Origin of the sequence: Schaalia turicensis ACS-279-V-Col4, from assembly GCF_000296505.1 — a bacterium.
In the GTDB taxonomy this organism is placed as follows: Bacteria; Actinomycetota; Actinomycetes; order Actinomycetales; family Actinomycetaceae; genus Pauljensenia; species Pauljensenia turicensis_A.
The window spans coordinates 193,490-218,033 of sequence record NZ_JH815210.1 but is presented as its reverse complement, the minus strand read 5'-3'; the positions used below and the strand labels follow the sequence as shown (position 1 = coordinate 218,033).

Genomic DNA, 24,544 nt, shown 5'->3' with positions numbered 1-24,544 from the left:
CGGTGAACGGATCGGTAGACTAGCGTCTATGGCCGGACGCATTCTTGAAGAAGACAAGGAACGCTTACGACAGGCAATTGATGTTGCTCGTGTCGTAGGTGAACACGTCACTTTGCGTAGCGGCGGAATGAACTCTTTGAAGGGGTTGTGCCCTTTTCACGATGAGCGCACTCCGAGTTTCACCGTTAATCCGACGACGGGTCTCTGGCATTGCTTCGGGTGTGGAGAAGGCGGGGACATCTTCGCTTTTGTTCAGAAGATCAATAATTTTTCCTTCCCAGAGACTCTTGAATACCTGTCTCAAATGACGGGTGTCCCTCTTCGGTACGAAGAGGGAAGCTCTCAGACGGTGCGTGAACAGCCCGGCAGGCGCCAGCGTCTGATCGACATGCATCGAATTGCTGAAGAGTTCTATCAACAACAGCTTGAAACTCCAGAGGCCTTGCCTGCCCGTAAGTTCTTAGGCAACCGCGGGTTCGGACCTGCAGAGTGCCGGCATTTTGGCGTCGGTTACTCAGCCGATTCCTGGGACACTCTGACGCGCATGCTTCGCTCACGTGGTTTTACCGATGAAGAGATTGAAAAGTCCGGTTTGGCGTCGCGTGGGCAGCGAGGTCTGATTGATCGTTTCCGCGGTCGCGTCATGTGGCCGATCCGGGATATCACGGGAACAACCGTTGGTTTTGGCGCCAGGCGTTTGAACGACGAAGACAAGCAGAGCCCGAAGTACTTGAATACCCCCGAAACTCCGCTGTATAAGAAGTCCACGTTGCTGTATGGGCTGGATTTGGCGAAGAAAGAGATTTCCAAGAACCGTAAGGTCGTCATTGTCGAGGGATACACGGACGTGATGGCTGCTCATATGGCCGGTGTGACCTGCGCGGTTGCTACCTGCGGTACGGCTTTCGGATCCGAGCACGTTCGCGTTGTCCGCCGACTGCTGGGCGACTCAGCGGATTCTGCTGCCGGGGTTGTCCTATCCAGTGGGCAGGCACGAGGTTCCGAAGTGATCTTTACCTTTGACGGTGACGAGGCGGGCCAAAAGGCTGCTCTTCGCGCGTTTAAAGAAGACCAGAACTTTGCGTCTCAAACGTTTGTTGCAGTTGATCCTCAGGGGATGGATCCGTGCGACATCATGATTAATCGTGGGAAGAACGCGGTTGTTGAATTGATTCGCTCGCGTATTCCACTGTTTGAATTCGTCTTGCGTTCGATCCTTCGCCAATCGAACCTCAATTTCCCCGAAGGACGCGTTCGGGCTTTGGAAGCTTCTGCTCCCATCGTTGCTGACATTAAAGATCGCGCATTACGGATGGAGTACGAACGCCTGCTAGCCGGCTGGCTTGGCATGGATCCTCGTTTCGTGCAAAACCAGATTCGTTCACTATCACGCGGGAGATACCAGCGTTTCGACAGTGCGCAGAATAACCACATGGCTGGAGCTGGTCGCCCGCAACCTCAAGCGCGCCCCGAACCCGAAGATCTCGTCTCGCGCGTGGAACGCCAGGCGTTGGAAGCAGTTTTGCAACAGCCGATTTATTTCATTGGCACGCAGTTCGATTCCATCGATGGTGCGACGTTTACTCATCCAACGCGCAGAGCCGTATTCGATGCGGTTAAAGCGGTTGGTGGCGTCGATGCGTTTGCTCGTCAGCTGAAGAAAGCACAGGACGAAACAGGCGATAGTGTCTATGCGCAAGAGGTGGCGACACGTCGTTTCGTGGATGATATTCGCCAAGAAGCAGGCGAATTGATTGAACCGATTATCACCAAACTTGCAGTCGTCGAACTTCCTCAGGATCGCGAAGACGAAATGCGTTCCTACTGCAAGGGAGTTGTGAACGCACTGGTTCGACTGGACCTGAATCGCAAAACAGCCGACATTCGCTCTCAGCTTCAGCGTATGAATGAAGACGACCCGAAGTATCAAGAAACATTCGAATACCTGGTCACTCTTGAACAGCGACGACGTTCTTTGCGTGAACGCGACTAGATTGTTGATCGTTTCTCGCACTGGCTTCCCCGGTGCCGTGCTACCGACATGTTTGACCCCAAGGAGGCCACCATGGCTGAAGTTGAGAGCTTCGCGCTGGATCACACTGCAGTGAAAGCACCCTATGTTCGCCTGATTGCCGTTGAACACGGCCCGAGGGGGGATGCGATTTCTAACTTTGATCTGCGTTTCGTCCAGCCGAATGAAAACGCGATCCCAACCGGTGGTCTGCACACGATCGAACACCTGATGGCATCCCTTCTGCGCGACCGCATGGATGGAGTGATTGACTGCTCGCCGTTCGGTTGCCGAACCGGTTTCCACCTGATTACGTGGGGCACCCCAAGCATTGAAGAAGTCACACGAGCCGTTGTCTCCAGCCTTGAAGCAATCGCTGACCAGATCACTTGGGATGAGGTTCCCGGCACCGACATCGTGTCCTGCGGTAACTACCGTGATCACTCACTGTTCTCCGCCAAAGAATGGGCGCGAGCCATCCTGGATAAGAAGTTCTCCATTGATCCTTTTGTGCGCACTCTGCTGGACGACTAGAGGCGCGTTGTAGCGACTGAAAAACGTGTCGGCGAGGTCACAGACTTCGCCGACACGTGTATTACTGGGGAATAGACCTAATCGAGGCCCACGCTCTCACGCAAATCGCGTTCGAAGGCATCTGCTTCCTTCTGGGAAGCCTCGTCAAGCGGGCCAAGCGCAATCAGAACAGAAAACAGCTTTCCGTCTTCCGCGCGCCGAATCCATGCCGCTACTTGCGTTCCATTCGACACCTTCAAGGCCTTGTGAATCACGATCGAATGATTGACGCGGTCACTGATGGTCCGCATCAGAACGTGCGGATCTTCAGACACTGTCGTCAGCGTCCAATCCGGGCGTTGAGGATCAACCCAGGTGACCGACAACTGACGAGTTTCAGCCTCCCATTGAGCGGTCGCGGCCTCGTACCACATTGCGGAGTCGATGATCGCGGTGGCGGAAGTCAGGATCAGCGCATGAGCGCCGGCGACAACCCAAAGGTCATCGCCTACTTGCTCAGCGACGGGGTTGCGATCACTATCGGGGAGTAGGCCAAGAGCGGACGCGGGCAGAACGGTAGTCATGGGCTCATTGTAAGCAAACGCCATCTGCCCGGCTGGGCGAGGTGGCGTCCTGCGAAAAGCGGGCTTCCAAGACGGACAGTTAGTTGCTCTGTCCGGATTCGGTGCGAGCAACGGATTGAGATGACGGGGAGTCGTCAGTGCCCTCGGCGGGAACGGGGGTCGGCAATGGAAGAGAGCTCATCGTGGCAACACCCATCCATGAGCGAATATCATCGAGGGCTGCCTGAATGCCGATTGTCCGCAGGCTTTCGTCAGACGTATTCACCAAGTGAAGGTCGGCTTCAATCAGAGTCAAGAAAATAGCGTCAGCGCTGGACGTATCGATTGAACACCTCATGGCGCGCGTGTCCGTTGCACCATTCTTTAATGTTTCATCGACGCGGCTGAATAGTTCATCGGCTTTGATGCTGGCATCAGAAATGACTTGGTTCTTTAACTGAGCAGTCGGCAGTGACTGAGCAACACAATCCCAGCGTGCGACAGAATCGGAGAGCTCCGTGGAAGCTGCAAGCTTTTCACCTGTTTCGTCGCTTATTTCGAGCGTGGGCAACATGGTGCCATTCTCAAGGTGTTCCTGGTCAATCCCCCATGTTGCCAGCGCCGCGAGCTCCCTATCGTCTGTTTTCATGCTGAAGCGAGAGTTGAGAGTCTGGAGGCTCTGACTCTGCATGCGTGTACCAATCCCGTACGTCAGAGCAAGCCCCTGAGTATCGGCGTAGCGGCTCAAAGCCACTTGAGTGAGGGCAACGGCTTGTCCGCCGTCAAGAGCATCGGGATTTGATGCGGTTGCAAGATCTCGAAGAGCAGTTGTTTCGTTCCACGCGATGAATTCGTCAATCGAAAGTGGCGCGTCGGCAATATCCGGAACGTTCTTGGCATTGTCTGGCACCTGAGTTCCCCACGGCTGCCAGACCCCACCCAAGGAATTTGCGCGTCCCTGAGCCTGCGTAGAAAAAGTTGAAAGCGCAGTGGCACATGACTCACACGATGAAGCAAGGGAAGCGAAACCCTGAGCGCGAATCACTGCTGCCTGATCAGCGCGCGCAGCGCGATCGCGAATGATGTCGGTGTCAGACATTGACGGGATCTGAAGTGTTCGCGTCAAAAATGGGATATTCGTTGACGTGCAGGCGCTGAGGATCAGGGCAGAAGCGATACTGATGCTCACCGAGGTGGCGATTCGGCGACGCCGAACTGGTCGCGACGAAGTGGCTCGGTCAGTCTGAGTGTGATGATCAACAAGATGCACCTTCAAATCATGTCATGTTTCAAGGCGGGTACGATGGGGAGCTAATGCCGTGTTGGACACGTAGGAGGAATGGTGGCGAAGCCACAACATCACTTTGAGGCGCTTGAAGAACGCTTAGCGCCTATCGCTTCAGGGTTCGGACTCGAACTCGATTCCGTTATTGGAGTCAAAGAATCCGGAATGCAGATTGTTAGAGTGATCGTCGAAGCAATCGAGCCCGGCGCCAGCGTCGATTCGGAAGCTCTTGCCGATATGTCACGTGCAGTCAGCCCGATTATGGATGAAGTCGATCCCGTCGATGGCGAATACTTCCTTGAGGTGTCAACACCGGGAGCTGAGCGTGAACTGGTCACCCCTCGTCATTGGGGGCGCCAAATTGGGCGCCTTGTTGCCGTCAAACTCAAAGACGCTACGAAGCTGGTCGGACGTGTCGAATCCGCCACTGATTTCCATGCTGTGCTGAACGTCGATGGAACGCCTACTACCATTGAATACACCCAGGTTAAGAAGGCGCGTCCGCGCGTCGAATTCGGTTCGGAGGAATGAGACGCATGGAAATCGATATGACAGCACTGCGCATGGTCGAGCAGGAAAAGGGCGTGTCCCTAGACCGGCTCGTCGATGCCATTGAAGAAGCCCTTCTCAAGGCCTACCACAATCTTCCCGGCGCCATCTCTCAGGCTCGAATCGAAATCGATAAGAAGACCGGTAGCGTCGCAGTGATCGCCACCGAAGAAGACGAAGAGGGCAACCCGATCGGCGAATTCGACGACACCCCGAAGAACTTCGGTCGTATCGCCCAGACGACCGCTCGTTCGATCATCATTGCGCGCCTGCGTGATGCAGACGATCAGAAGGTTCTCGGCGACTTTGCTTCCCAGAAGGGACAGGTCGTCACCGGCGTCGTTGACCAGTCGCGCGACGGGCGCATCACCATCGTCAAGGTCGGCGATGACTTCGAAGCAGTTCTTCCCGACTCGGAAAAGGCTCCCGGCGAAACCTACCGTCACGGAGACCGCATTCGCGCGTTCGTCGTCAACGTTGAACGCACCGAAAAAGGCGCACGCATCACGCTTTCGCGCACTCACCCGGGCCTCGTTTCCGGTCTCTTCGAGCGCGAGGTCCCCGAAATTCAGCAGGGCTTGGTCAAGATCAAGTCGATCGCACGCGAAGCCGGACACCGTACGAAGATCGCCGTTGCACCGACTCGTGACGGCATTAACGCCAAGGGCGCATGCATCGGTCCGATGGGTGCACGTGTGCGCGCGGTCATGAACGAACTCGGTGGCGAAAAGATCGATATTGTCGACTGGTCGGCAGATCCGGCACGCTACGTCGCAAACGCTCTGTCGCCTGCACGCGTTGCCCGCGTTGTCGTTCACTCGATCGACAATCGCACCGCAACCGCGATCGTCCCGGACTTCCAGCTATCGCTGGCGATCGGTAAGGAAGGCCAGAATGCTCGCCTAGCCGCGCGTCTGACCGAATTCCATATCGACATTCATTCTGATACGGAAAACGGTGAAGAAGCAGACGTTTCGCGCACCTCAATGCCTGATGACGTGACCAGTCGCTCATGCGTGGACGACGAGGAATAAGCCCAGCTCGATTAAACTGATCATGTGTCGCATCCTGCGCTGAACCAGATTACCGTGCCACAAGGCGCGGTAATGGTGCGTACGTGTGTGGGATGTTCACGTCGAGCGTTACGCGCGGATCTAATTCGCGTTGTTGTTTCGAAAAATGGGGTGTGCACCGTAGACCCCACAAGCGCGCAACCCGGTCGAGGTGCGTGGATTCACCCGGATCCAACGTGTATCGAAACCGCCCGCAAGCGTCGGGCATTTCAACGCGCACTCTCATGCGAGGGCGACATTGACGCCCACATGTGGGACCAGCTTGGCCAGGTTGCCTCATCACGAGCACACAGTGCTCTCGTCGAGTAATGAAAGCGGGTTGGAAGCCGATGGGCACCCGATGAGTACCCAGCGATGAGCTGCCAGCAATACAAGTAACGCGTCTCCGTCCGGAGGCGCTTCCGGACAGGAGAAAAGTGGCAAAGTTGCGTGTCCACGAGCTCGCCAAAGAGCTCGGAATCACCAGCAAGGAACTTTTGACGTACCTCAACGACCACGGTGAGTTCGTCAAAGCCTCAAGCTCAGCATTGGAATCGCCAGTTGTGCGTTCCGTGCGCGAGCACTACGGATCGAAGGGCCCGGCTGAAGCCCCTTCAACGAAGAAGACCGCTACCAAGAGCGAAAAGAAGCCCGCCGAAAAGAAGACTGCCGAAAAGAAGACTGTGGCATCGAAGGCTTCTTCTTCGCAATCTTCCGCTCCGAAGCCTGCCTCACCGAAGGCAACAAAGAGCGCTGAGAAGACCTCGGCCCCCAAGCCGGGTGCTCCCAAGCCTGCAGCCCCCAAGCCGGCAGGCCCCAAACCGGCAGGCAAGCAAAAAGCTGAAAGCAAGGACGACGCTAGCGCGCCACGTCCTTCTGCACCTCGTCCCGGCCCTCGTTCGGGTGGCCCACGTCCGGGTAACAACCCGTATGCGTCCAGCCAGGGCATGCCTCGGCCGGGTGGTACCGGTGGCCCGCGACCCGGTCCTCGTCCGGGCCCGCGCCCCGGTGGCAGCCGTCCGCAGGGTGGCAATGATCGCCCGACACGTGGCAATTCCAACCGTTCCGGTAGCCCTCGTCCGAGTGGTAACCGTTCCGGTGGTGCCAATCGCCCGAACCCCGGCATGATGCCAGGACAAGCAAACTTTGCTCGCAACGCTTCCGGCGCCGCCCCCGCAAATGATCGCCCCGCACGTAACGGTGGTGGCCGTGGTCGTGGTGGCGCACGTCCCGCTGGTGGTCGCTCTGCGGGCGGTCCCGGCGCAAACGCCGGTGGCGGTTTCGGAGGTGCTCCCCGCGGTGGTGGACGTGGTGGACGCGGCTCAACTCCGGGCGCATTCGGTCGCGGAGGCGGTCGCAATCAGCGCGGACGCAAGTCGAAGCGCGCAAAACGTCAAGAGTTCGAACAGCAGAATGCACCCGTCATTGGTGGCGTTCAGATTCCTCGCGGAAACGGCAAGGTTATCCGTATCCGCCAGGGTGCATCCCTCGCAGACTTCGCCGAGAAGATCGAGGTCAATCCCGCAGCACTGGTCACCGTTCTGTTCCACCTTGGTGAAATGGCAACCGCAACCCAGTCGCTCGACCAGGACACCTTTGAAACACTCGGTGCAGAACTCGGTTACGACGTTAAGGTCGTTTCTCCCGAAGAAGAAGACCGCGAACTACTGGAGTCCTTCGATATCGACCTCGAGGCCGAAGAACTCGACGACGTCGAAAACCTCATGCCTCGTCCGCCGGTCGTCACCGTCATGGGTCACGTCGACCACGGCAAGACCAAGCTGCTTGACGCGATCCGTCACACCGATGTGGTCGATACCGAGCACGGTGGCATCACGCAGCACATCGGCGCCTACCAGGTCAACGTTGAACATGAAGGTCGCAAGCGTCCGATCACGTTCATTGATACCCCCGGTCACGAAGCATTCACCGCTATGCGTGCCCGCGGTGCTCAGGTCACTGACATCGCGATCCTGGTTGTCGCAGCCGACGACGGAGTCATGCCACAGACGGTTGAAGCAATCAACCACGCTCAGGCAGCAAACGTTCCGATCGTTGTCGCGGTCAACAAGGTCGATAAGGAAGGCGCAAGCCCGGACAAGATCCGTGGCCAGCTGACCGAATACGGTCTGGTTGCCGAGGAATACGGTGGCGACATCATGTTCGTCGACATCTCGGCAAAGCAGCGTACCGGTATCCGCGAACTGCTCGAAGCGGTTCTGTTGACCGCAGACGCTGCTCTGACCCTGGAAGCTAACCCCAATACCGCAGCACGTGGCGTTGCCATTGAAGCGAACCTCGATAAGGGTCGTGGCGCCGTTGCAACCATGCTGGTTCAGCGTGGCACCCTGCGCATCGGTGACGCACTGGTCGTCGGTTCCTCCTACGGTCGCGTCCGCGCCATGTTTGATGACACGGGGGATGACGTTTCTGAAGCCGGTCCGTCGCGTCCGGTTGCTGTCCTTGGTCTGACCTCCGTTCCGCGTGCAGGCGACTCCTTCTTGGTTGCCTCCGATGACCGTACTGCTCGCCAGATTGCTGGCAAGCGTGAGGCAGCAGAACGTCAGGCAATGCTTGCCAAGCGCCGTAAGCGTGTCTCCCTTGAAGACTTCGATAAGGTCCTCAAGGAAGGCGAGGTCGATACTCTCAACCTCATCATCAAGGGCGACGTTTCCGGTGCCGTCGAGGCCCTGGAAGATTCACTCCTCAGCATCGATGTGGGCGAAGAGGTCGCACTGCGCATCATCCACCGCGGTGTTGGTGCAATCACGCAGAACGACGTCAACCTGGCAACGGTCGACAACGCCGTCATCATCGGCTTCAACGTTCGCCCCGCAGAACGCGTGGCAGAACTGGCCGACTCCGAAGGCGTCGAGATCAAGTACTACAACGTCATCTACTCGGCGATCGACGACATTGAGGCCGCTCTTAAGGGCATGCTCAAGCCGATCTACGAAGAGGTCGCACTCGGTAGCGCAGAGATCCGTCAGGTCTTCCGCTCCGGCAAGTTCGGCAACATCGCAGGTTCGATCATCCGCTCTGGCACGATCAAGCGTGGAACCAAGGCTCGTTTGGTTCGCGACGGCGTGGTTGTCGCGGACAACCTCGAAATCGCGTCGCTACGTCGCGAGAAGGACGATGTCACCGAGGTCCGCGAAGGCTACGAATGTGGTATCACGCTGGGCTACAAGGACATCGCCGAAGGCGACATCATCGAAACCTGGGAAATGCGCGAAAAGCCGCGTGACTGAGGCCGTGATGGTCCGCTTGTAGGACATACGTAGTGTCGGGTGGAAGCGAGTTTCGTTTCCACCCGACCTGTGTGTTCCAAGCAGCTAACGCGTTTGGAGAGGTGCGTTGAACGTGAGGTATCCACCAGCATTCAGCCGATGAGGGGTAGAGCCTCTACGATGGGATACCAGCAAGTACGCCAGTTCGACTGAAATCATGAGCCACTGAACGGGTGACAGAAGAAAAAAGGGGAGTGCCATGGCAGACGAAGCACGCCAGCGCAAAGTTCAAGACCGTATTCACCAGACCGTCGCGCGTATGCTCGGCCGTCGAATCAAGGATCCACGTCTCAGCTTCGTCACGATCACCGACGTGCGAGTGACCGGCGACCTTCAGCATGCTTCGATCTTCTACACAGTCCTCGGCGATAATGCTGACCGCGCAGGCGCCGGTCGCGCATTCGAATCTGCAAAGGGCATTATTCGCTCCGAAGTGGGTAAGGCTCTAGGCATTCGCCTGACCCCGACCCTTGAATTCATCCTGGATGGCCTGCCCGAGTCTGCGGCAGCTCTCGAAGACGCGCTGGCAGCAGCGAAGAAGCGCGATGAAGAGATCGCGGCCTCGTCGATCGGGGCTACCTACGCTGGAGATGCAGATCCCTACCGTCGCGACGATGACGATGAAGGTAGCGAGGAAGCCGACGGCTTCGACGAAAATGAGCAGGACCTCGCCTGAGATGGCGAAAAAGCCTGACACTTCCATCCCAGGCATCGTTATTATCGATAAGCCAGCTGGGATGACCAGCCACGATGTCGTGTCGAAGATGCGACGCGTGGCGCATACTCGTAAGGTCGGCCACGGAGGAACCCTTGATCCGATGGCGACCGGCGTTTTGGTCATCGGCATCGGTCAAGCAACGCGACTGCTGACCTACATTACCGCCGGATCGAAGGCTTATGATGCGACGATTCGTTTCGGCGTTGCAATGACCACGGATGATGCGCAAGGCCAGCCGATTTCGATTGCCGGATGCGAACAGCTGGACCGAGAAGCGCTCGAATCTGCAATGGCAAGCCTGCGCGGTGAGATCATGCAGGTTCCTGCAACGGTCTCGGCGATCAAGGTCGATGGTAAGCGAGCCTACGCGTTAGCACGTGAAGGCCGCTCTGTTGAACTGAAAGCGCGTCCGATTACAATCCACGCCTTCGAACGACTGGGCGATCCGCGCATTCAAATGGCGGAGTATGCGATTGCTACAGATGATGATTCGGCTGAAATGACGGCTATTCCAGTCAGTGTCGTTGATGTTGACGTTCACGTCGATTGCTCGTCTGGCACGTATATTCGTTCCCTCGCCCGCGACCTCGGGCAGATGCTGGGGTGCGGCGCACACCTGACGGCGTTGCGTCGTACGCGTGTTGCCTCGTTCACCCTTTCGGGCGCCCACCAGCTGGCTGATCTGCAAGCGGAAACTGAAGCGCGAGGGGAGTTTTCGCCAGGCGCGCCCTCGTTGCCGTCTCCCGGCCTGATTCCGATTGCCGAGGCCGCGACCTCGTTGTTCCCCTCCATTGTTCTGAGCGCGGAAGAAGAACAGCGTTTCTCCCATGGTCAGGCACCGACGCGTGACGCGCAGGAAGTCATGGCATTAGGGAACCCCGGCGATGTCATTGCAGCATGCAATACATCTGGAGTGCTCTGTGGGGTGCTGGCCATTAAGAATCATTCTTTGAAGACTCTCAACGTATTTTCTGGAGAAACACAATGAAGGTCTGGACCGACCTGTCTGAGATTCCCGGCGACGAAAAGTCGGTGGTCACCATCGGTAACTTTGACGGTATGCACAATGGGCACCGCCGAGTCGTTGCCTCGTGCGTTGAGCGCGCACGCAAACGCGGTGTGGATGCCGTGGCGATTACTTTCGACCCGCATCCGACCCAGGTGCATCGCCCGGAAGTAAACCTCCAGCTGATTTCGCCGTTGCGGGATCGACTTGATGCCATGGCCTCGTGCGGACTGGATGCGACACTTGTGGAGCACTATGACCAAAGCGTGTACACGCTGGAACCCGAAGATTTCGTCACCGAGTTCCTCGTTGACCGCTTGGGTGCGGTTGAAGTTGTTGTCGGTGAAGACTTCCGTTTTGGTGCCCACAACTTAGGCACAATCGATACGCTTCGGGCGCTGGGACGCACCTACGGTTTTGATGTTGTGATGGTCACCGATATTCAGGCTCCCGAAGGGCGTCGCTGGTCCTCATCGTGGGTGCGTGAACTGCTCACTGAAGGCGATGTCGCTGGCGCTGCCCGGGTTTTGGGGCATTTGCACCGAATCCGTGGCACGGTCGAACACGGTTTTAAACGAGGCCGTTCTCTGGGATTTCCGACCGCCAATTTGCGGGGCGGAATTGAAGGCGTTGTGCCTGCTGATGGCGTGTATGCCGGCTGGGTTGTGCGTACCGTTCCGGGAACGCAGTCCGCAGAATTCTTGCCCGCAGCGATCTCGGTGGGAACGAACCCACAGTTCGATGGGGTAGAGCGCACTGTTGAAGCTCACGTGCTGGGGCGATCCGACCTGAACCTCTACGGCGAGAAAATCGCGGTCACCTTCGTGTCACGCATTCGCGAAATGATGACCTTCGATTCTCTCGATGAACTACTTTTCCAGATGGATAATGACCTGCTGAAGACCGCGTCCGTGCTCGGAATCGCCGTGGCGAATCGCGTGGATCCCGATTCGGTGACCGCCGTCTGAAAGCAACGGGTTTCCCTCGGGTGTGATTGTCCTTTCACAAGGTGAGTCTGCCCACGTAGATACGGGGAAAAGCCCGCATCATGCTAACCTTGAAAAGCCGTCAAACGGCCGCGGATCCGATGCTGTAAAGGAAAGCTTTACAGCTCCGCGCAACGAATGAAGCAAAGGAGACGCCTGTGCCGCTGAGCAAGGACGTTAAAGACCAGATCATCGCCGAGTACGCGACCCACGAGGGCGACACCGGTTCCCCCGAGGTTCAGATTGCACTGCTGACCCAGCGCATCAAGGATCTGACCGAGCACTTCAAGTACCACACGCACGATCACCACTCACGTCGTGGCCTTTTGCTGCTCGTTGGTCGTCGTCGTCGCCTCCTTGGCTACTTGGCTTCGGTCGACATCGAACGCTACCGTTCGCTCATCGAGCGTCTCGGCCTGCGTCGCTGAACTTGTGCCGGCCCGATCCCGTATGGGACCGGGCCGGTTCACTACGTGTGGCGTTTTCACCCACACACCCACACACCCAATAGGAAAGAACCACGAACGCGTCGCCGGTTTTCGACAGTGGTTCACGGACCCCCGCTTGTTTGTCGGGTGCGACGCCGTGGACTTCGATCGAAGGCCGAAGCGTGACGTGAGTTCTTCAGTTGAGAATCACAAAGGAGAATCCCCATCATGATGGAAGGTTCAGACATCACCGCCGCAGAGGCGATTATTGATAACGGCCGTTTCGGCAAGCGCACCGTGCGCTTCGAAACGGGTCGCCTTGCCAAGCAGGCCGCCGGCTCCGCTCTGGCATACCTGGACGACGAGACCACCGTCCTGTCGGCCACCACTGTCGGCAAGTCGCCTCGCGATCAGTTCGACTTCTTCCCGCTGACTGTCGACGTTGAAGAACGTTCGTACGCTGCGGGTCGTATCCCCGGATCGTTCTTCCGTCGCGAAGGTCGCGCGGGCACCGAGGCAATCCTCGCAGCCCGCCTGATTGACCGCCCGCTGCGCCCCGGCTTCGTCAAGGGCCTGCGCAACGAGGTCCAGGTTGTCGAGACTGTCCTGACCGTTCACCCGGATGACGCTTACGACGTTCTGGCAATCAACGCAGCATCCATGTCTACCCAGATCGCGGGTCTGCCCTTCACCGGCCCGATCGGTGGCACCCGTCTTGCTCTGATCGACGGCCAGTGGGTGGCATTCCCGCGTTGGTCTGAGCTCGAGCGCTCCGTCTTCAACATCGTTGTTGCCGGTCGTATCGTGACCGCTGAAGACGGCACCGAAGACGTCGCAATCATGATGGTTGAGGCCGGTGGCGGAAAGAACCAGTGGGAACTCATCCAGGCCGGTGCCATTGCTCCGACCGAAGATGTTGTTGCCGATGGTCTTGAAGCAGCAAAGCCCTTCATCAAGGTCCTCTGCGAGGCCCAGATTGAGGTCGCCAAGACCGCTTCGAAGGAAACTGCAGAGTTCCCGCTCTTCATCGACTACACCGATGAAGAATACGCAGTAGTCGAGGAATGGGTTGGCGACAAGCTTGCCAAGGCGCTCCTGACCGAAGGCAAGCTGGCACGCGACGAAGCCGTTGATGCTGTTAAGGCCGAGATGCTCGAGGCACTGCTTGCGCGCTTCGAACATGAAGACGCTGAGAAGGAACTGAAGGCAGCCTTCCGTTCGCTCGAAAAGTACACGATCCGTCAGCGCACGCTGCGTGAAGAAATCCGCATGGATGGTCGTACCCCGCGCCAGATCCGCTCCCTCTCCGCAGAGGTCGAGGTTCTGCCTCGCGTCCACGGTTCCGCCATCTTCCAGCGTGGCGAAACCCAGATCCTGGGCGTCACCACACTGGCAATGCTTCGCATGGAACAGCAGCTCGACAACCTGAGCCCCGTCACCGCGAAGCGCTACATGCACCAGTACAACTTCGCTCCCTTCTCGACCGGTGAAACCGGCCGAGTGGGTGCCCCGAAGCGCCGCGAAATCGGCCACGGTGACCTTGCAGAGCGCGCTCTGATCCCGGTTCTGCCGTCGCGCGAAGAGTTCCCCTACGCAATCCGCCAGGTCTCCGAGACCATGGGCTCCAACGGCTCGTCCTCGATGGGCTCCGTCTGCGCATCGACTCTGTCGCTACTCCAGGCTGGCGTCCCGTTGCGCGCACCCGTCGCCGGTATCGCCATGGGCCTCATGACCGGTGAAGTTGATGGCGTTCAGAAGGCTGTCACCCTGACCGACATTCTCGGTGCCGAAGACGGCTTCGGCGACATGGACTTCAAGGTAGCCGGCACCAAGGACTTCATCACCGCCCTCCAGCTCGACACCAAACTCGACGGTATTGATTCCCAGGTCCTGCGTGGCGCCCTTGCTCAGGCCCGCGACGCTCGCCTGACCATCCTTGATCTGATCAACCAGGCTATTGACGGCCCTGATGAAATGAGCCCGAACGCTCCTCGCATCATCACCGTCCAGGTTCCCGTGGATAAGATCGGTGAGGTCATTGGCCCGAAGGGCAAGATGATCAACCAGATCCAGGAAGATACCGGCGCAGATCTGACGATCGAAGATGACGGCACCGTCTACATTGCTGCCGCTGCCGGCGAAGCCGCTGAAGCTGCACGCCAGATGGTCAACCAGATTGCTAACCCGCAGATGCCTGAGGTCGGCGAACGCTTCATCGGCACGGTCGTCAAGACCACGTCGTTCGGTGCATTCATTTCCCTGACCCCGGGTAAGGATGGCCTGCTCCACATTTCCCAGGTTCGTCGCCTGGTCGGTGGCAAGCGCATCGAGTCTGTCGATGACGTTCTGCAGGTTGGCCAGCAGCTTGAGGTCGAGATCGCTGAAATCGGCGATCGTGGCAAGCTCTCCCTGCACGCTGTCCTTGATGACGAAGCTACAGCCGCTGAAGCTGCCAATGCTTCCAACTCCGAGTCCGAAGGTCGCCCCGAGCGTCGCGAACGCCGTGACCGCTCCGAGCGTCGTGAGCGTCGTCCGCGCACCCGCACGCGTCGCAAGCGTGAGGACGAGGGTGAAGCAACCCAGGCTCCGTCTGAAGACTGATAGTTCTTCATCACCTCGTTGGGCCGGTGGCAGAGCCACCGGCCCAACAGTATTTTTCAGTCAATACTGCTCTGCCTGAACGTCTCCAACCGGTTGAGCATTGAGCAAGTAGACTCACACACGTGGACGTTTTGAACCTCCGCCTGAACAATCGGGGGAACATCGCGTTAACGGCCAGAAGAAAAGGAAATGGAAGACTCGTGAGCGAACCGATCGAACTGACACTCGATGCGATCGACAATCAGTTACTGGATGACACTGATGGCGATCTGCGACGGACAGTGACTTCGTTTGGTACGCGTATCATCACCCAGCACATTCCTGCCACGCATTCTGCTGGAGTCAGCATGTGGGTTCCTGTGGGATCTCGCGATGAAACCCCCGAAGTCGCAGGTTCGACCCACTTCCTTGAACATCTGTTGTTTAAAGGGACGGATACTCGCTCCGCTTTTGACATCGCCGAAAGTTTCGACCGTGTGGGCGGAGAAACGAATGCGGAAACCGCGAAGGAACACACTGCATACTGGGCTCGCGTCGTTTCGACCGATCTCACAATGGCGGTGGGGACGATCGCTGACATGTTGACCAACTCGCTCTTGGATCCGGCAGAGTTTGAAATGGAACGAGGGGTCATCCTCGATGAGCTCGCGATGTCAAAAGACTCTCCGACCGAGAACGTCCACGAAGCATTCCAGCAGGCAATTCACGGTGATACTCCGCTTGGTCGCCCGGTGGGTGGCACCCCTGACATTATTAGCGCTGTCAGTCGTGACAAGGTGTTTGAGCACTATCACCGCCACTATGCGCCGAACAACTTGATCGTTGCGGTTGCCGGCGATATTGAGCATGAAGCAGTCGTGAACATGGTGACCGATGCTCTGTCGGCGTCCAATTGGGCGTCACAGCTGAAATCATCCAGCCGGCCTCGTCAGCGCCGCTCGAAGCTCGCAACCAACGAAGGCGTTCAGTCGGCGGAAATAGTGAGGCGTCGCGATGTTGAACAAGCTCACGTTGTGATCGGCACCAGGGGGTTTCGCGCACTCGCTGATGAACTCCCGACCTTTAACGTTTTGCTCAATGTGCTGGGCGGGTCGATGTCGTCGCGCTTGTTCCAGGAAGTTCGCGAGAAACGAGGCTTGGCCTACACGACCTACGCTTTCGGTTCGTCCTACGCGGAAACCGGTAGCTTCGGCATGTACGCGGGCACATCGCCGGCGAAGGTAGACGAGGTCGAAAAACTCATGCGGAGCCAATTGGAGTTGCTCGCAAGCGAAGGCCCGACCGCCTCAGAGATGGAGCGCGTACGAGGCCAAGTGCGAGGCTCCGTCGTGCTGAGCCAAGAAGATAACTGGTCGCGCATGATGCTTATTGGTCGCGCTGAAGTGTCTGGCCGATACAAGTCCATCGAACAAGCAATTGACGCGATCAACCAGGTGAGCGCTGAAGACGTGAAGGCCATGGCCACCGACCTTGCACGCCGTAATTTCTCTCGTGCTCTCGTCCTTCCGAACAACGCCTAAAGACAAGAAGAGGAACTCATCATGATTCACGTAGCAGTCATTGGCGCTCAAGGCCGTATGGGCGCGACCGTCGTTGAAGCAGTGAACGGTGCAGACGACATGGAGTTCGTCGCTGGTCTTGATGCTTCGGATCAGATCACAGCCAGTAACCTTGGTGGCGCCGAGGTTGCCGTCGATTTCTCAACGCCGTCTGTTACCGAAGCAAATGTCCACGCACTGCTGGACGCTGGGGTGAACGTCGTTGTGGGCACAACGGGGTGGAGTGATGAATCCTATGAGCGTGTGCGCGTCCACGCTGAAGAATCTGGCCGTTGCGTCCTGATCGCACCGAACTTCGCGATGTCTGCCGTGCTGGCGATGAAGTTCGCTGCGCTGGCCGCCCCGTATTTCGAGTCCGCTGAGGTTATTGAAATGCACCATCCGAACAAGGTGGATGCGCCTTCCGGTACTGCGGTTGCCACTGCGAAGGGGATCGCAGCGTCGCGCGGAAAGGCCGGATGTGGTCCCATGCCTGATGCCACCCAGTCGGATCCACTGGGGGCCCGAGGGGGAGTCGTAGACGGCGTGCCTGTCCATGCTGTCCGCCTGCGTGGCCTGACAGCCTCGGAAGAGATCCTGCTGGGCAACCCTGGTGAACAGCTGGTGATTCGCACGGATTCCTTCGACCGTTTCTCTTTCATGCCCGGCGTTTTGTTAGGCGTGCGTGAAGTGAGCAAGCATCCGGGTCTGTCGATCGGCTTGGATACTGTCCTTGACCTGCCGGGGCTTCTATGAGCATCGACCTTGGTATGCCGGGAGCAGGTGCACCTCAGTCTGTTTCGAAGTTGCCCGACCGATCGGTTCGCCCCGCATTGGCTCAGGATGCGCCACAGATTGCGCGTATTCAGGCAGCCTCGCTCAAGAGGCTCTTCGGCGCGAGCGCACAGGTGGGCGAACAGGTTCTTGTGCAACAGTGGGCAACAACATTGACTGCTCCTGCTCCCGCTGGGTGCTTCACTCTTGTTGCCCTCCACGCCAACGTGGTCGCCGGTTATGCTCTGGTTGTTCCCGGCGATGATTTCACCGCCGGTGATGGTAGCGCCATTACGGGCCCCTCGTTAATTGCCGAAATGGACGTGGACGAAAGTTTCCGTCGAAGCGGACACGCCTCTCGCTTGGTGCAGGCGTGCGTCGATGTTTCGCGTGCGACCGCCCTCAGTACGTGGATTGATTCAAGGGACGAGGCCCGGATCCGTTTCTTCACCTCGTGCGGGTTTGGGCCGGCAGGGGTGAGGCGCACATTCCCCGACATGCCTGATGTTGTCCAACACCTGTGGTGGACTTCGACGCAGACACCTGACGAGTGATAGGCGTTCACCTAGTGAACTTTGGGCTGTTTCGATGCCTCCGCGTCATATGCTCAACCCATGAACTACACCCCGCGCCGTCTTTTCGGCTCCCTCGCAACCGCAATGGTGACCCCGTTTCACGCTGACGGGTCAATCGATCTCGACTCCGCGGTCCGTTTGGCGAAGAAACTCGTTGACGACGGGTCTGACACAGTTTTGCTGTCTGGAACGACTGGCGAATCTCCGACGACCCATCAGCCGGAGAAGGATGAACTGACGGTTGCTGTGAAGGAAGCTGTGGGTGACCGCGCGTTTATTCTCTGCGGTGCGTGCTCGAACGACACCGCGCACGCTGTGCGTATTGGTGAAGGGGCGCAGGCGTCGGGGGCTGATGGTCTGCTGGTTGTCTCCCCGTATTACAACCGTCCCTCTCAGATGGGTCTGCGTGCCCACGTTCGCGCTATTGCGGACGCAACTGATCTTCCCGTCATGCTCTACGACATTCCGGGACGTACCGGCTTGGCGTTCAGTGATGAGACACTGGACGACCTTGCCACCCACCCGCGTATCAAAGCTGTTAAAGATGCCACAGGCAACGTTGAACAGGGCGTCGAACGAATGCACCGAACTAAGCTCGAGTACTACTCGGGTGATGACGGCTTGAACTTCGCTTGGATGACCGGCGGAGCCTCCGGTTTCGTGTCGGTCGTGTCACATGTTGCCTCGTCGCACTATCGGAAGATGATCGACCTGCTGGATGCCGATAAGGTCTGGGAAGCCCGCGAACTTGCCTACTCGCTTCGCCCGCTGGTGGCTGCCATCATGGGCGGGGGACAGGGGGCTGTCATGGCAAAAGCAGCCCTGTACCTGCAGGGCGTCATTGAAACGCCGGTTCTGCGTCTGCCGTTGGTGGGAGCCTCGAATGACGAAATGGAATCCTTGAAGTCTGCGCTGAAAGTGGCCGAACTGCTCTGACTTGGGTCTGAGTGTTCACGGATTTCCCCTGAGGTCGTGGCACACTTAGACCTATGAAGTCCCTGTATGAGAACCTTTCCGAACCCGCACCCCTAGAAGAGGGCGCCATTCGCATCATCCCACTTGGTGGCTTGGGTGAAGTGGGCCGCAACATGAACGTGCTGGAGTTCGACTCCAAACTCCTCGTTGTCGACTGTGGCGTTCTTTTCCCTGAAGAAACCCAGCCGGGTGTTGACCTGATTCTCCCGGACTTCTCTTGGATTGAAGACCGCATGGACGACGTTGTCGGCATGGTCCTCACCCACGGTCACGAAGACCATATCGGCGGTGTTCCGTACCTGTTGAAACTCCGCGAAGACATCCCAATCTACGGTTCGGAACTGACGCTGGCATTCGTCGAACCGAAGCTTCGTGAGCACAAGCTGACCACCGACAACCTGCATGTCGTAGCAGAAGGTGACCGAATCACTATTGATGACTTCGATCTTGAATTCGTCTCCGTGACCCACTCGATCCCCGACGCTCTGGCTGTCTTTGTCCGCACCCCGGCAGGAAAACTACTGATCACCGGTGATTTCAAGATGGATCAGCTTCCCCTTGACTCTCGCCTGACCGACCTTCGTGCCTTTGCTCGCTTCGGTGAAGAGGGCGTGGACCTGTTCATGGTTGACTCCACGAACGCTGAGGTTCCCGGCTTCATCACTCCCGAACGTGAAATCGGCCCTGTCCTCGATCGAGTATTCGGTGAAGCTCCGGGACAGATCGTCGTTGCATCCTTCGCCTCGCACGTCCACCGCGTCCAGCAGGTTATTCAGGCTGCGGCGCACCACGGGCGGCACGTTTGCCTGGTGGGGCGCTCAATGGAACGCAATATGCGCATCGCTCAGGAAAAGGGCTACCTGACTATTCCCGAGGGCGTTATTGTCGATGCGCGCACCATTGAAATGCTTGAACCCTCCAAGCGTGTCTACATGGCAACCGGCTCGCAGGGTGAACCAATGGCCGCGCTGTCCCGTATGAGCCTTGGAACTCACCGTAGCGTCTCCATTGAGCCCGGCGACATGGTGGTCCTAGCGTCCTCTCTGATTCCTGGAAACGAAAACTCCGTCTACCGCGTCATCAACGACCTCATGCGCCTGGGCGCACGCGTCGTGCACAAGGCGAACGCGAAGGTTCACGTATCCGGCCACGCCGCTGCAGGCGAGCTGATTTACTGCTACAACATCGTGCAACCCACCAACGTCATGCCGATTCACGGCGAGGTCCGCCACCTGGTCGCTAACGGACAACTTGCCGTGAAGACCGGTATCTCACCCGACAACGTGGTGCTGGCAGAAGACGGCGTCTGCGTCGACTTGAAGGACGGCATGGCACGCGTCAGTGGAGCCGTTCCCTGCGAATACGTGTACGTCGACGGTCGCTCCATCGGCGAAATCTCTGAACACGAGCTTGAAACTAGGCGCACGCTCGGCTCCGAAGGCTTTATCTCCGTCTATGCCGTCGTTGAACACGATTCAGGTATGGTGCTTTCTGCGCCGATCATCCGCGCAATCGGTATGGCAGAAGATGATTCGGTCTTTGAAGAGATTCAGCCGGACGTCGAAGTAGCGCTCGCGGAAGCGGCGGCTCCCGGTGGAGTCGACCCCTACGTTCTCCAGCAGGCAATGCGTCGTGTGATCGGTCGTTGGGTGGCGCGCAAGCTCCGCCGTCGTCCGATGATCGTCCCAGTCGTTGTAGAACAGTAGAAGAGGCACACGTGGGGATCTCTTCACCGCACGAGCGTTTGAGGGGGTCCCTATCGCGTACTCTGGTGTCAGCAACCTCAACGAAGAGCCTCAAACTCAAAGAAGCGTGGAAGAAATGACAGGTCGTTTTATCTCAACCCACTCGGTGGTGCTTGTTCTTCCGATGCACATTTCACATTCACCGGTTCGTGGCGCTTCCATCCATGCCGATGCTTCTAGCTCGCGTCCCGGGGGTGGTTTTACAACCCTATCTGCGGTGGCAGCTCTCGGTATCCCGGCTGCGCTGGCTTCCCCGTTAGGCACTGGACCGAACTCGTTCACTGTTCGTCGTCAGCTTGTTGAAGCTGGAGTTGAGGTTCTTATTCCAGAACTGGTGGGTGACATCGGCGTCGCAATGCAGTTGATCGAACCCGATGGGTCGATGACCTCGATTGTGACGTCCGGTGTTGAGTCAGAGCCGTCGCGTACAGCGTTGGACTCTCTTGTTCTTACCCCTGGCGACTTGATCCATATTGCTGCCTCTGACTTGACGAATCCTCATTCTGCGAAGGTCCTTGCGGGATGGGCTGCAGCCCTGCCGTCATCTGTCACTCTTGTTGTGGCCGTTTCCCCGGCAGTTGAGCAAGTTCCCGTAGAACTATGGCGCCAGCTGTTGCATCGTGCTGACGTCGTGACAATGAATGTCCGTGAATCGAACACCTTGGCGTCGATCCTCGACTCTTTTGAGCCCGGCACGGGAGTGCGTCACCTCATGCGACCCGAAGCTGCGCTGGTCCGTCGCACGGGCGCGTCGGGGTGCGAATTGCAACGCACACAGACTGATGAACCCGTTATGATCCCCGCCTACAAGACGCACGTCGTCGACACCGCTGGTGTCGGTGATACACACATCGCGACAATGTGCGCCACTCTGATCACCGGCAAAGACGTTGCGGAAGCATGTCGTATCGCGAACGCGGCTGCCGCAATTGCGCTCTCTCATGAATCTGCTCTTCCTGTTCCCTCACGCGAACAGATTGATATCGTCATGGAAACGGGAACAGTCGAGAGCCTCGCGGCACTGTAGAGACTGCACGTGCGCCTCTTTCTTCTATTCGCAGACGCGTCACGAGTGTGAGATCCGCGTGAGACTGCGCTTTAACGGCGCGCCGATCACGATTCGTCAGGTCTACGGGTAGCGTTTTGATCATCATGGCTAAAAGCAACCCATCTGCCCGAAATGGCTCGAACGCCAAGTCGCGCCAGCGCACGTCGAATCAGAAGCAGGCTCAACCCGAGATAACGGAGAAGCCGGGGCTCCTTGCCTCGTTCTTCTCAGCAATCGGGCGTGGTATTGCCTCGATGGTTCGCGCGTTCAATGCAGCTGATGTGCAAGTAAAGCGCGACGGCCTTGCGTTTGTGCTTCTTGCGCTAGCGATCGTTGTCGCCCTGCGCGAGTGGTTCCACATTTCCGGCCAGGCTGGGGATGTATTGCACCACGGGGCAGCCGGCCTCGTTGGTCTATTCTCTGTCGTTGTTCCACTGGCACTTGTCGCACAAGCCGTAGAACTCTTCCGCGCGCGCTCCGGAAACCACGCCTTGCCACACCACACTGCGGGTGGCATTGGGTTGACGGTTGCCCTGACCGGTTTGGTGCATATCAGTCAAGGAAATCCGGCATTCGATGACCTAGCAGCTATTGAATCGGCCGGTGGCATTATCGGCTGGTTTATCGCGCGCCCACTGACGCTTCTGCTGTCAGGGTGGGGGGCTGGCGGAATCCTCATTCTTTTGGGCATTTACTCGATCTTGCTGGCAACTCGTACGCGTGTTGCCGATGCTCCGGCTGCTCTCGCCTCCTTCTTCCGTTCGCTGACCCACCGCGGTGGAGATGAAGAAATGAGCGATGAAGAACGTGCACGCGAACGCAGGCGTCGTGCGCGCGAGGATCTTGCTGCGGGCGATGATCCTTTCCTTGAACAATATGATGGTGATGAGTCGTTCCGTTCCCCACAGATCAGCGATGACCCGACGGTTGTCCTTGAGCAAGATGCGAATGCGGAAAAGTTTGTTGATAAGCCGGCGCGCAAGTCTCGGTTTGCGAAGAAGGCTGAGCCTTCCCCCGATCCGCAGGACATGCCAACTCAGGTGATTTCCCTGCCTGATGCGACTGCTGGCATCGATGGGCTGACCGCTAATATAGCGACCTCCGAAGTCGATGTGCGTGGGGGAGCGACAAGTATTCCTGCTCCGCCGATCACCGATCCTCCTGCTCAGCCCGGTTTTCAGCCGAACCTGGACGATGCAATCACGTACACGCTTCCCCAGGCCAGTCTTCTTGTTGCCGGCCCGCCACATAAGACGCGCTCCGAGGTCAATGATCAGGTTGTCAATGCGCTGATGCAGGTGTTCGCTGACTTCAACGTTGATGCGAGGGTCACCGGTTTTTCACGAGGTCCGACAGTGACGCGCTACGAAGTTGTTCTTGGTGCCGGCGTCAAGGTCGACAAACTGATGAACCTGACGAAGAACATCGCGTATGCGGTGGCTTCAGCTGACGTGCGTATCCTTGCTCCGATTCCTGGAAAGTCAGCGATCGGCATTGAAATTCCGAACGCTGACCGCGAAAACGTGGCGCTGGGTGACGTATTGCGTTCCGGCGCTGCTATGCGTAACCAGCATCCGCTGGTCGTCGGCGTGGGTAAGGACGTCGAAGGCGGGTACGTTGTCACGAACCTCGCAAAGACTCCTCACATGCTGGTCGCTGGCCAGACGGGTTCCGGTAAGTCGAGCTTCGTGAATTCGATGATTACGTCGATCATGATGCGTGCGACGCCCCAGCAGGTGCGCATGATCCTGGTTGATCCCAAGCGCGTGGAACTGACGATTTACGAAGGAATTCCGCACCTGATTTCGCCGATTATCACTGATCCGAAGAAGGCTGCTGAGGCTCTCGAATGGGTCGTGCGCGAAATGGATGCGCGTTACGATGATCTGGCTGAGTATGGCTTCAAGCACATTGACGATTTCAATAAGGCTGTGGCGTCCGGTCAGGTTCAGGCAAAGCCCGGTCTGCAACGCACGCTTCACCCGTACCCGTATTTGCTGGTGGTGGTTGATGAGCTCGCCGACATGATGATGGTCGCTCCGCGCGATGTTGAAGCCTCGATTCAGCGCATCACTCAGCTGGCGCGTGCCGCTGGCATCCACTTGGTGCTGGCGACGCAGCGTCCGTCTGTTGACGTTGTGACCGGCTTGATTAAGGCGAATATCCCCTCGCGTTTGGCGTTTGCTACCTCGTCCCTGACTGACTCTCGCACGATTCTCGACCAGCCGGGTGCTGAGAAGCTGATCGGTCAGGGCGATGCTCTCTACCTTCCTGCCGGCGCTTCGAAGCCGTTGCGCGTCCAGGGCGCGTGGGTCAGCGAGTCGGAGATTCACAAGGTTGTCGCGCACGTGAAGTCGCAGATGCAACCCACGTACCGCGAGGATGTGGTTGCGCCGGCGAAGAAGGTCAAGGTCGCCGAGGATATTGGCGATGACCTCGATGATCTGTTGCAGGCAGCTGAGCTGGTTGTTTCCTCGCAGCTGGGTTCGACGTCGATGCTTCAGCGCAAGTTGCGTGTCGGTTTTGCCAGAGCAGGTCGCCTGATGGACCTGCTCGAGTCGCGTGAAATCGTCGGCCCATCCGAAGGGTCGAAGGCGCGCCAGGTGTTGGTTGCGCCCGAGCAGTTGCCTCAGGTGCTTGCCATGCTACGAGGCGAAGTAGAGACGCTAGACGAAGCAACAGAGGTCGTGCCTTCCATGGGTGACGAGACCGCGTCAACTGGTGATGGCGTTCCCGGCACCGATGTGCGCACTGGTGCGGTCGATGGTGCTATGTCGGCACCGGACCCATATTCAGGACATGATTATGGTGGGAATGCACCACAATGGGTAGATGAAGAGCCCGACGATGATGAGGACGCTTGGCAGCTGACCGGTCGCTAAGCCAA

The 24,544-nt window shown here is 58.0% G+C and carries 20 protein-coding genes; 18 read left to right on the top strand and 2 right to left on the bottom strand.

What is annotated here, in order from left to right:
• Nucleotides 1–28: 28 nt before the first annotated feature.
• Together dnaG and HMPREF9241_RS07730 are read left to right on the top strand one after the other, a co-directional pair.
• A complete protein-coding gene (gene dnaG / locus HMPREF9241_RS07735; RefSeq protein WP_006681734.1) occupies nucleotides 29–1,993 on the top strand; it encodes a DNA primase in 1,965 nt (654 codons plus the stop codon).
• A 72-nt stretch (nucleotides 1,994–2,065) separates the two neighbouring features.
• Nucleotides 2,066–2,545, top strand: a complete 480-nt coding sequence (locus HMPREF9241_RS07730; RefSeq protein WP_006681733.1) for an S-ribosylhomocysteine lyase — start codon at nucleotides 2,066–2,068, stop codon at nucleotides 2,543–2,545.
• A 77-nt stretch (nucleotides 2,546–2,622) separates the two neighbouring features.
• Here the strand turns inward: HMPREF9241_RS07730 and HMPREF9241_RS07725 are convergent, their stop codons facing one another.
• Nucleotides 2,623–3,108 carry a hypothetical protein gene (locus HMPREF9241_RS07725; RefSeq protein WP_040318687.1) on the bottom strand — a complete coding sequence of 162 codons (486 nt, stop codon included), beginning with the start codon at nucleotides 3,106–3,108 and terminating at the stop codon, nucleotides 2,623–2,625.
• 79 nt (nucleotides 3,109–3,187) lie between these two features.
• The gene (locus tag HMPREF9241_RS07720; protein ID WP_207326484.1) at nucleotides 3,188–4,276 is read right to left on the bottom strand and encodes a hypothetical protein; all 1,089 of its coding nucleotides are present in this window, start codon (nucleotides 4,274–4,276) and stop codon (nucleotides 3,188–3,190) included.
• A gap of 153 nt (nucleotides 4,277–4,429) precedes the next feature.
• On the opposite strand from HMPREF9241_RS07720, the gene HMPREF9241_RS07715 reads away from it, so the two are divergent.
• The 16 genes from HMPREF9241_RS07715 to HMPREF9241_RS07645 all read left to right on the top strand — a co-directional run bounded on the left by HMPREF9241_RS07715 (nucleotide 4,430) and on the right by HMPREF9241_RS07645 (nucleotide 24,539).
• The gene (locus HMPREF9241_RS07715) at nucleotides 4,430–4,903 is read left to right on the top strand and encodes a ribosome maturation factor RimP (protein ID WP_006681730.1); all 474 of its coding nucleotides are present in this window, start codon (nucleotides 4,430–4,432) and stop codon (nucleotides 4,901–4,903) included.
• Between the two features lie 5 nt (nucleotides 4,904–4,908).
• On the top strand, nucleotides 4,909–5,955 hold the full coding sequence (nusA, locus tag HMPREF9241_RS07710) for a transcription termination factor NusA (protein WP_006681729.1): 1,047 nt from the start codon (nucleotides 4,909–4,911) through the stop codon (nucleotides 5,953–5,955).
• A 72-nt stretch (nucleotides 5,956–6,027) separates the two neighbouring features.
• A complete protein-coding gene (locus HMPREF9241_RS09125; protein WP_083856965.1) occupies nucleotides 6,028–6,303 on the top strand; it encodes a YlxR family protein in 276 nt (91 codons plus the stop codon).
• A 107-nt stretch (nucleotides 6,304–6,410) separates the two neighbouring features.
• Nucleotides 6,411–9,224, top strand: coding sequence for a translation initiation factor IF-2 (gene infB / locus HMPREF9241_RS07705; protein ID WP_006681728.1), 2,814 nt, complete (start codon nucleotides 6,411–6,413; stop codon nucleotides 9,222–9,224).
• Nucleotides 9,225–9,462: 238 nt separating this feature from the next.
• Entirely contained in the window at nucleotides 9,463–9,939 is a 477-nt protein-coding gene (gene rbfA, locus HMPREF9241_RS07700; RefSeq protein ID WP_006681727.1) for a 30S ribosome-binding factor RbfA, read from the top strand.
• 1 nt (nucleotide 9,940) lies between these two features.
• Entirely contained in the window at nucleotides 9,941–10,969 is a 1,029-nt protein-coding gene (gene truB, locus HMPREF9241_RS07695) for a tRNA pseudouridine(55) synthase TruB (protein ID WP_006681726.1), read from the top strand.
• On the top strand, nucleotides 10,966–11,955 hold the full coding sequence (locus HMPREF9241_RS07690; protein WP_006681725.1) for a bifunctional riboflavin kinase/FAD synthetase: 990 nt from the start codon (nucleotides 10,966–10,968) through the stop codon (nucleotides 11,953–11,955). The genes truB and HMPREF9241_RS07690 overlap by 4 nt, the downstream gene beginning before the upstream one ends.
• Nucleotides 11,956–12,131: 176 nt before the next feature.
• On the top strand, nucleotides 12,132–12,401 hold the full coding sequence (rpsO, locus tag HMPREF9241_RS07685; RefSeq protein WP_006681724.1) for a 30S ribosomal protein S15: 270 nt from the start codon (nucleotides 12,132–12,134) through the stop codon (nucleotides 12,399–12,401).
• A 228-nt stretch (nucleotides 12,402–12,629) separates the two neighbouring features.
• Nucleotides 12,630–15,002 carry a polyribonucleotide nucleotidyltransferase gene (locus tag HMPREF9241_RS07680; protein WP_006681723.1) on the top strand — a complete coding sequence of 791 codons (2,373 nt, stop codon included), beginning with the start codon at nucleotides 12,630–12,632 and terminating at the stop codon, nucleotides 15,000–15,002.
• A gap of 200 nt (nucleotides 15,003–15,202) precedes the next feature.
• Nucleotides 15,203–16,522 carry a M16 family metallopeptidase gene (locus HMPREF9241_RS07675; RefSeq protein ID WP_006681722.1) on the top strand — a complete coding sequence of 440 codons (1,320 nt, stop codon included), beginning with the start codon at nucleotides 15,203–15,205 and terminating at the stop codon, nucleotides 16,520–16,522.
• A 21-nt stretch (nucleotides 16,523–16,543) separates the two neighbouring features.
• Nucleotides 16,544–17,296, top strand: a complete 753-nt coding sequence (gene dapB / locus HMPREF9241_RS07670) for a 4-hydroxy-tetrahydrodipicolinate reductase (protein ID WP_006681721.1) — start codon at nucleotides 16,544–16,546, stop codon at nucleotides 17,294–17,296.
• The gene (locus HMPREF9241_RS07665; protein WP_006681720.1) at nucleotides 17,293–17,868 is read left to right on the top strand and encodes a GNAT family N-acetyltransferase; all 576 of its coding nucleotides are present in this window, start codon (nucleotides 17,293–17,295) and stop codon (nucleotides 17,866–17,868) included. The genes dapB and HMPREF9241_RS07665 overlap by 4 nt, the downstream gene beginning before the upstream one ends.
• A gap of 60 nt (nucleotides 17,869–17,928) precedes the next feature.
• Entirely contained in the window at nucleotides 17,929–18,825 is an 897-nt protein-coding gene (gene dapA, locus HMPREF9241_RS07660; protein WP_006681719.1) for a 4-hydroxy-tetrahydrodipicolinate synthase, read from the top strand.
• Between the two features lie 53 nt (nucleotides 18,826–18,878).
• Nucleotides 18,879–20,570, top strand: a complete 1,692-nt coding sequence (locus HMPREF9241_RS07655) for a ribonuclease J (RefSeq protein ID WP_006681718.1) — start codon at nucleotides 18,879–18,881, stop codon at nucleotides 20,568–20,570.
• A 115-nt stretch (nucleotides 20,571–20,685) separates the two neighbouring features.
• A complete protein-coding gene (locus HMPREF9241_RS07650) occupies nucleotides 20,686–21,636 on the top strand; it encodes a PfkB family carbohydrate kinase (RefSeq protein ID WP_006681717.1) in 951 nt (316 codons plus the stop codon).
• A 125-nt stretch (nucleotides 21,637–21,761) separates the two neighbouring features.
• Nucleotides 21,762–24,539: an FtsK/SpoIIIE family DNA translocase gene (locus HMPREF9241_RS07645; protein WP_006681716.1), complete on the top strand. Its 2,778-nt coding sequence runs from the start codon at nucleotides 21,762–21,764 to the stop codon at nucleotides 24,537–24,539.
• The last annotated feature ends 5 nt before the right edge of the window (nucleotides 24,540–24,544 follow it).

Excerpts from the sequence above, each read along its gene's own strand:
- dapA (WP_006681719.1), top strand. The coding sequence starts at position 17,929 with ATGAACTACACCCCGCGCCGTCTTTTCGGCTCCCTCGCAACCGCAATG.
- truB (WP_006681726.1), top strand. The coding sequence starts at position 9,941 with ATGGCGAAAAAGCCTGACACTTCCATCCCAGGCATCGTTATTATCGAT.
- HMPREF9241_RS07680 (WP_006681723.1), top strand. The coding sequence starts at position 12,630 with ATGATGGAAGGTTCAGACATCACCGCCGCAGAGGCGATTATTGATAAC.
- HMPREF9241_RS07665 (WP_006681720.1), top strand. The coding sequence starts at position 17,293 with ATGAGCATCGACCTTGGTATGCCGGGAGCAGGTGCACCTCAGTCTGTT.
- HMPREF9241_RS07645 (WP_006681716.1), top strand. The coding sequence starts at position 21,762 with ATGGCTAAAAGCAACCCATCTGCCCGAAATGGCTCGAACGCCAAGTCG.
- HMPREF9241_RS07650 (WP_006681717.1), top strand. The coding sequence starts at position 20,686 with ATGACAGGTCGTTTTATCTCAACCCACTCGGTGGTGCTTGTTCTTCCG.
- HMPREF9241_RS07725 (WP_040318687.1), bottom strand. The coding sequence starts at position 3,108 with ATGACTACCGTTCTGCCCGCGTCCGCTCTTGGCCTACTCCCCGATAGT.
- HMPREF9241_RS07690 (WP_006681725.1), top strand. The coding sequence starts at position 10,966 with ATGAAGGTCTGGACCGACCTGTCTGAGATTCCCGGCGACGAAAAGTCG.
- HMPREF9241_RS07655 (WP_006681718.1), top strand. The coding sequence starts at position 18,879 with ATGAAGTCCCTGTATGAGAACCTTTCCGAACCCGCACCCCTAGAAGAG.
- HMPREF9241_RS09125 (WP_083856965.1), top strand. The coding sequence starts at position 6,028 with ATGGTGCGTACGTGTGTGGGATGTTCACGTCGAGCGTTACGCGCGGAT.
- nusA (WP_006681729.1), top strand. The coding sequence starts at position 4,909 with ATGGAAATCGATATGACAGCACTGCGCATGGTCGAGCAGGAAAAGGGC.
- HMPREF9241_RS07730 (WP_006681733.1), top strand. The coding sequence starts at position 2,066 with ATGGCTGAAGTTGAGAGCTTCGCGCTGGATCACACTGCAGTGAAAGCA.
- dnaG (WP_006681734.1), top strand. The coding sequence starts at position 29 with ATGGCCGGACGCATTCTTGAAGAAGACAAGGAACGCTTACGACAGGCA.
- dapB (WP_006681721.1), top strand. The coding sequence starts at position 16,544 with ATGATTCACGTAGCAGTCATTGGCGCTCAAGGCCGTATGGGCGCGACC.
- rbfA (WP_006681727.1), top strand. The coding sequence starts at position 9,463 with ATGGCAGACGAAGCACGCCAGCGCAAAGTTCAAGACCGTATTCACCAG.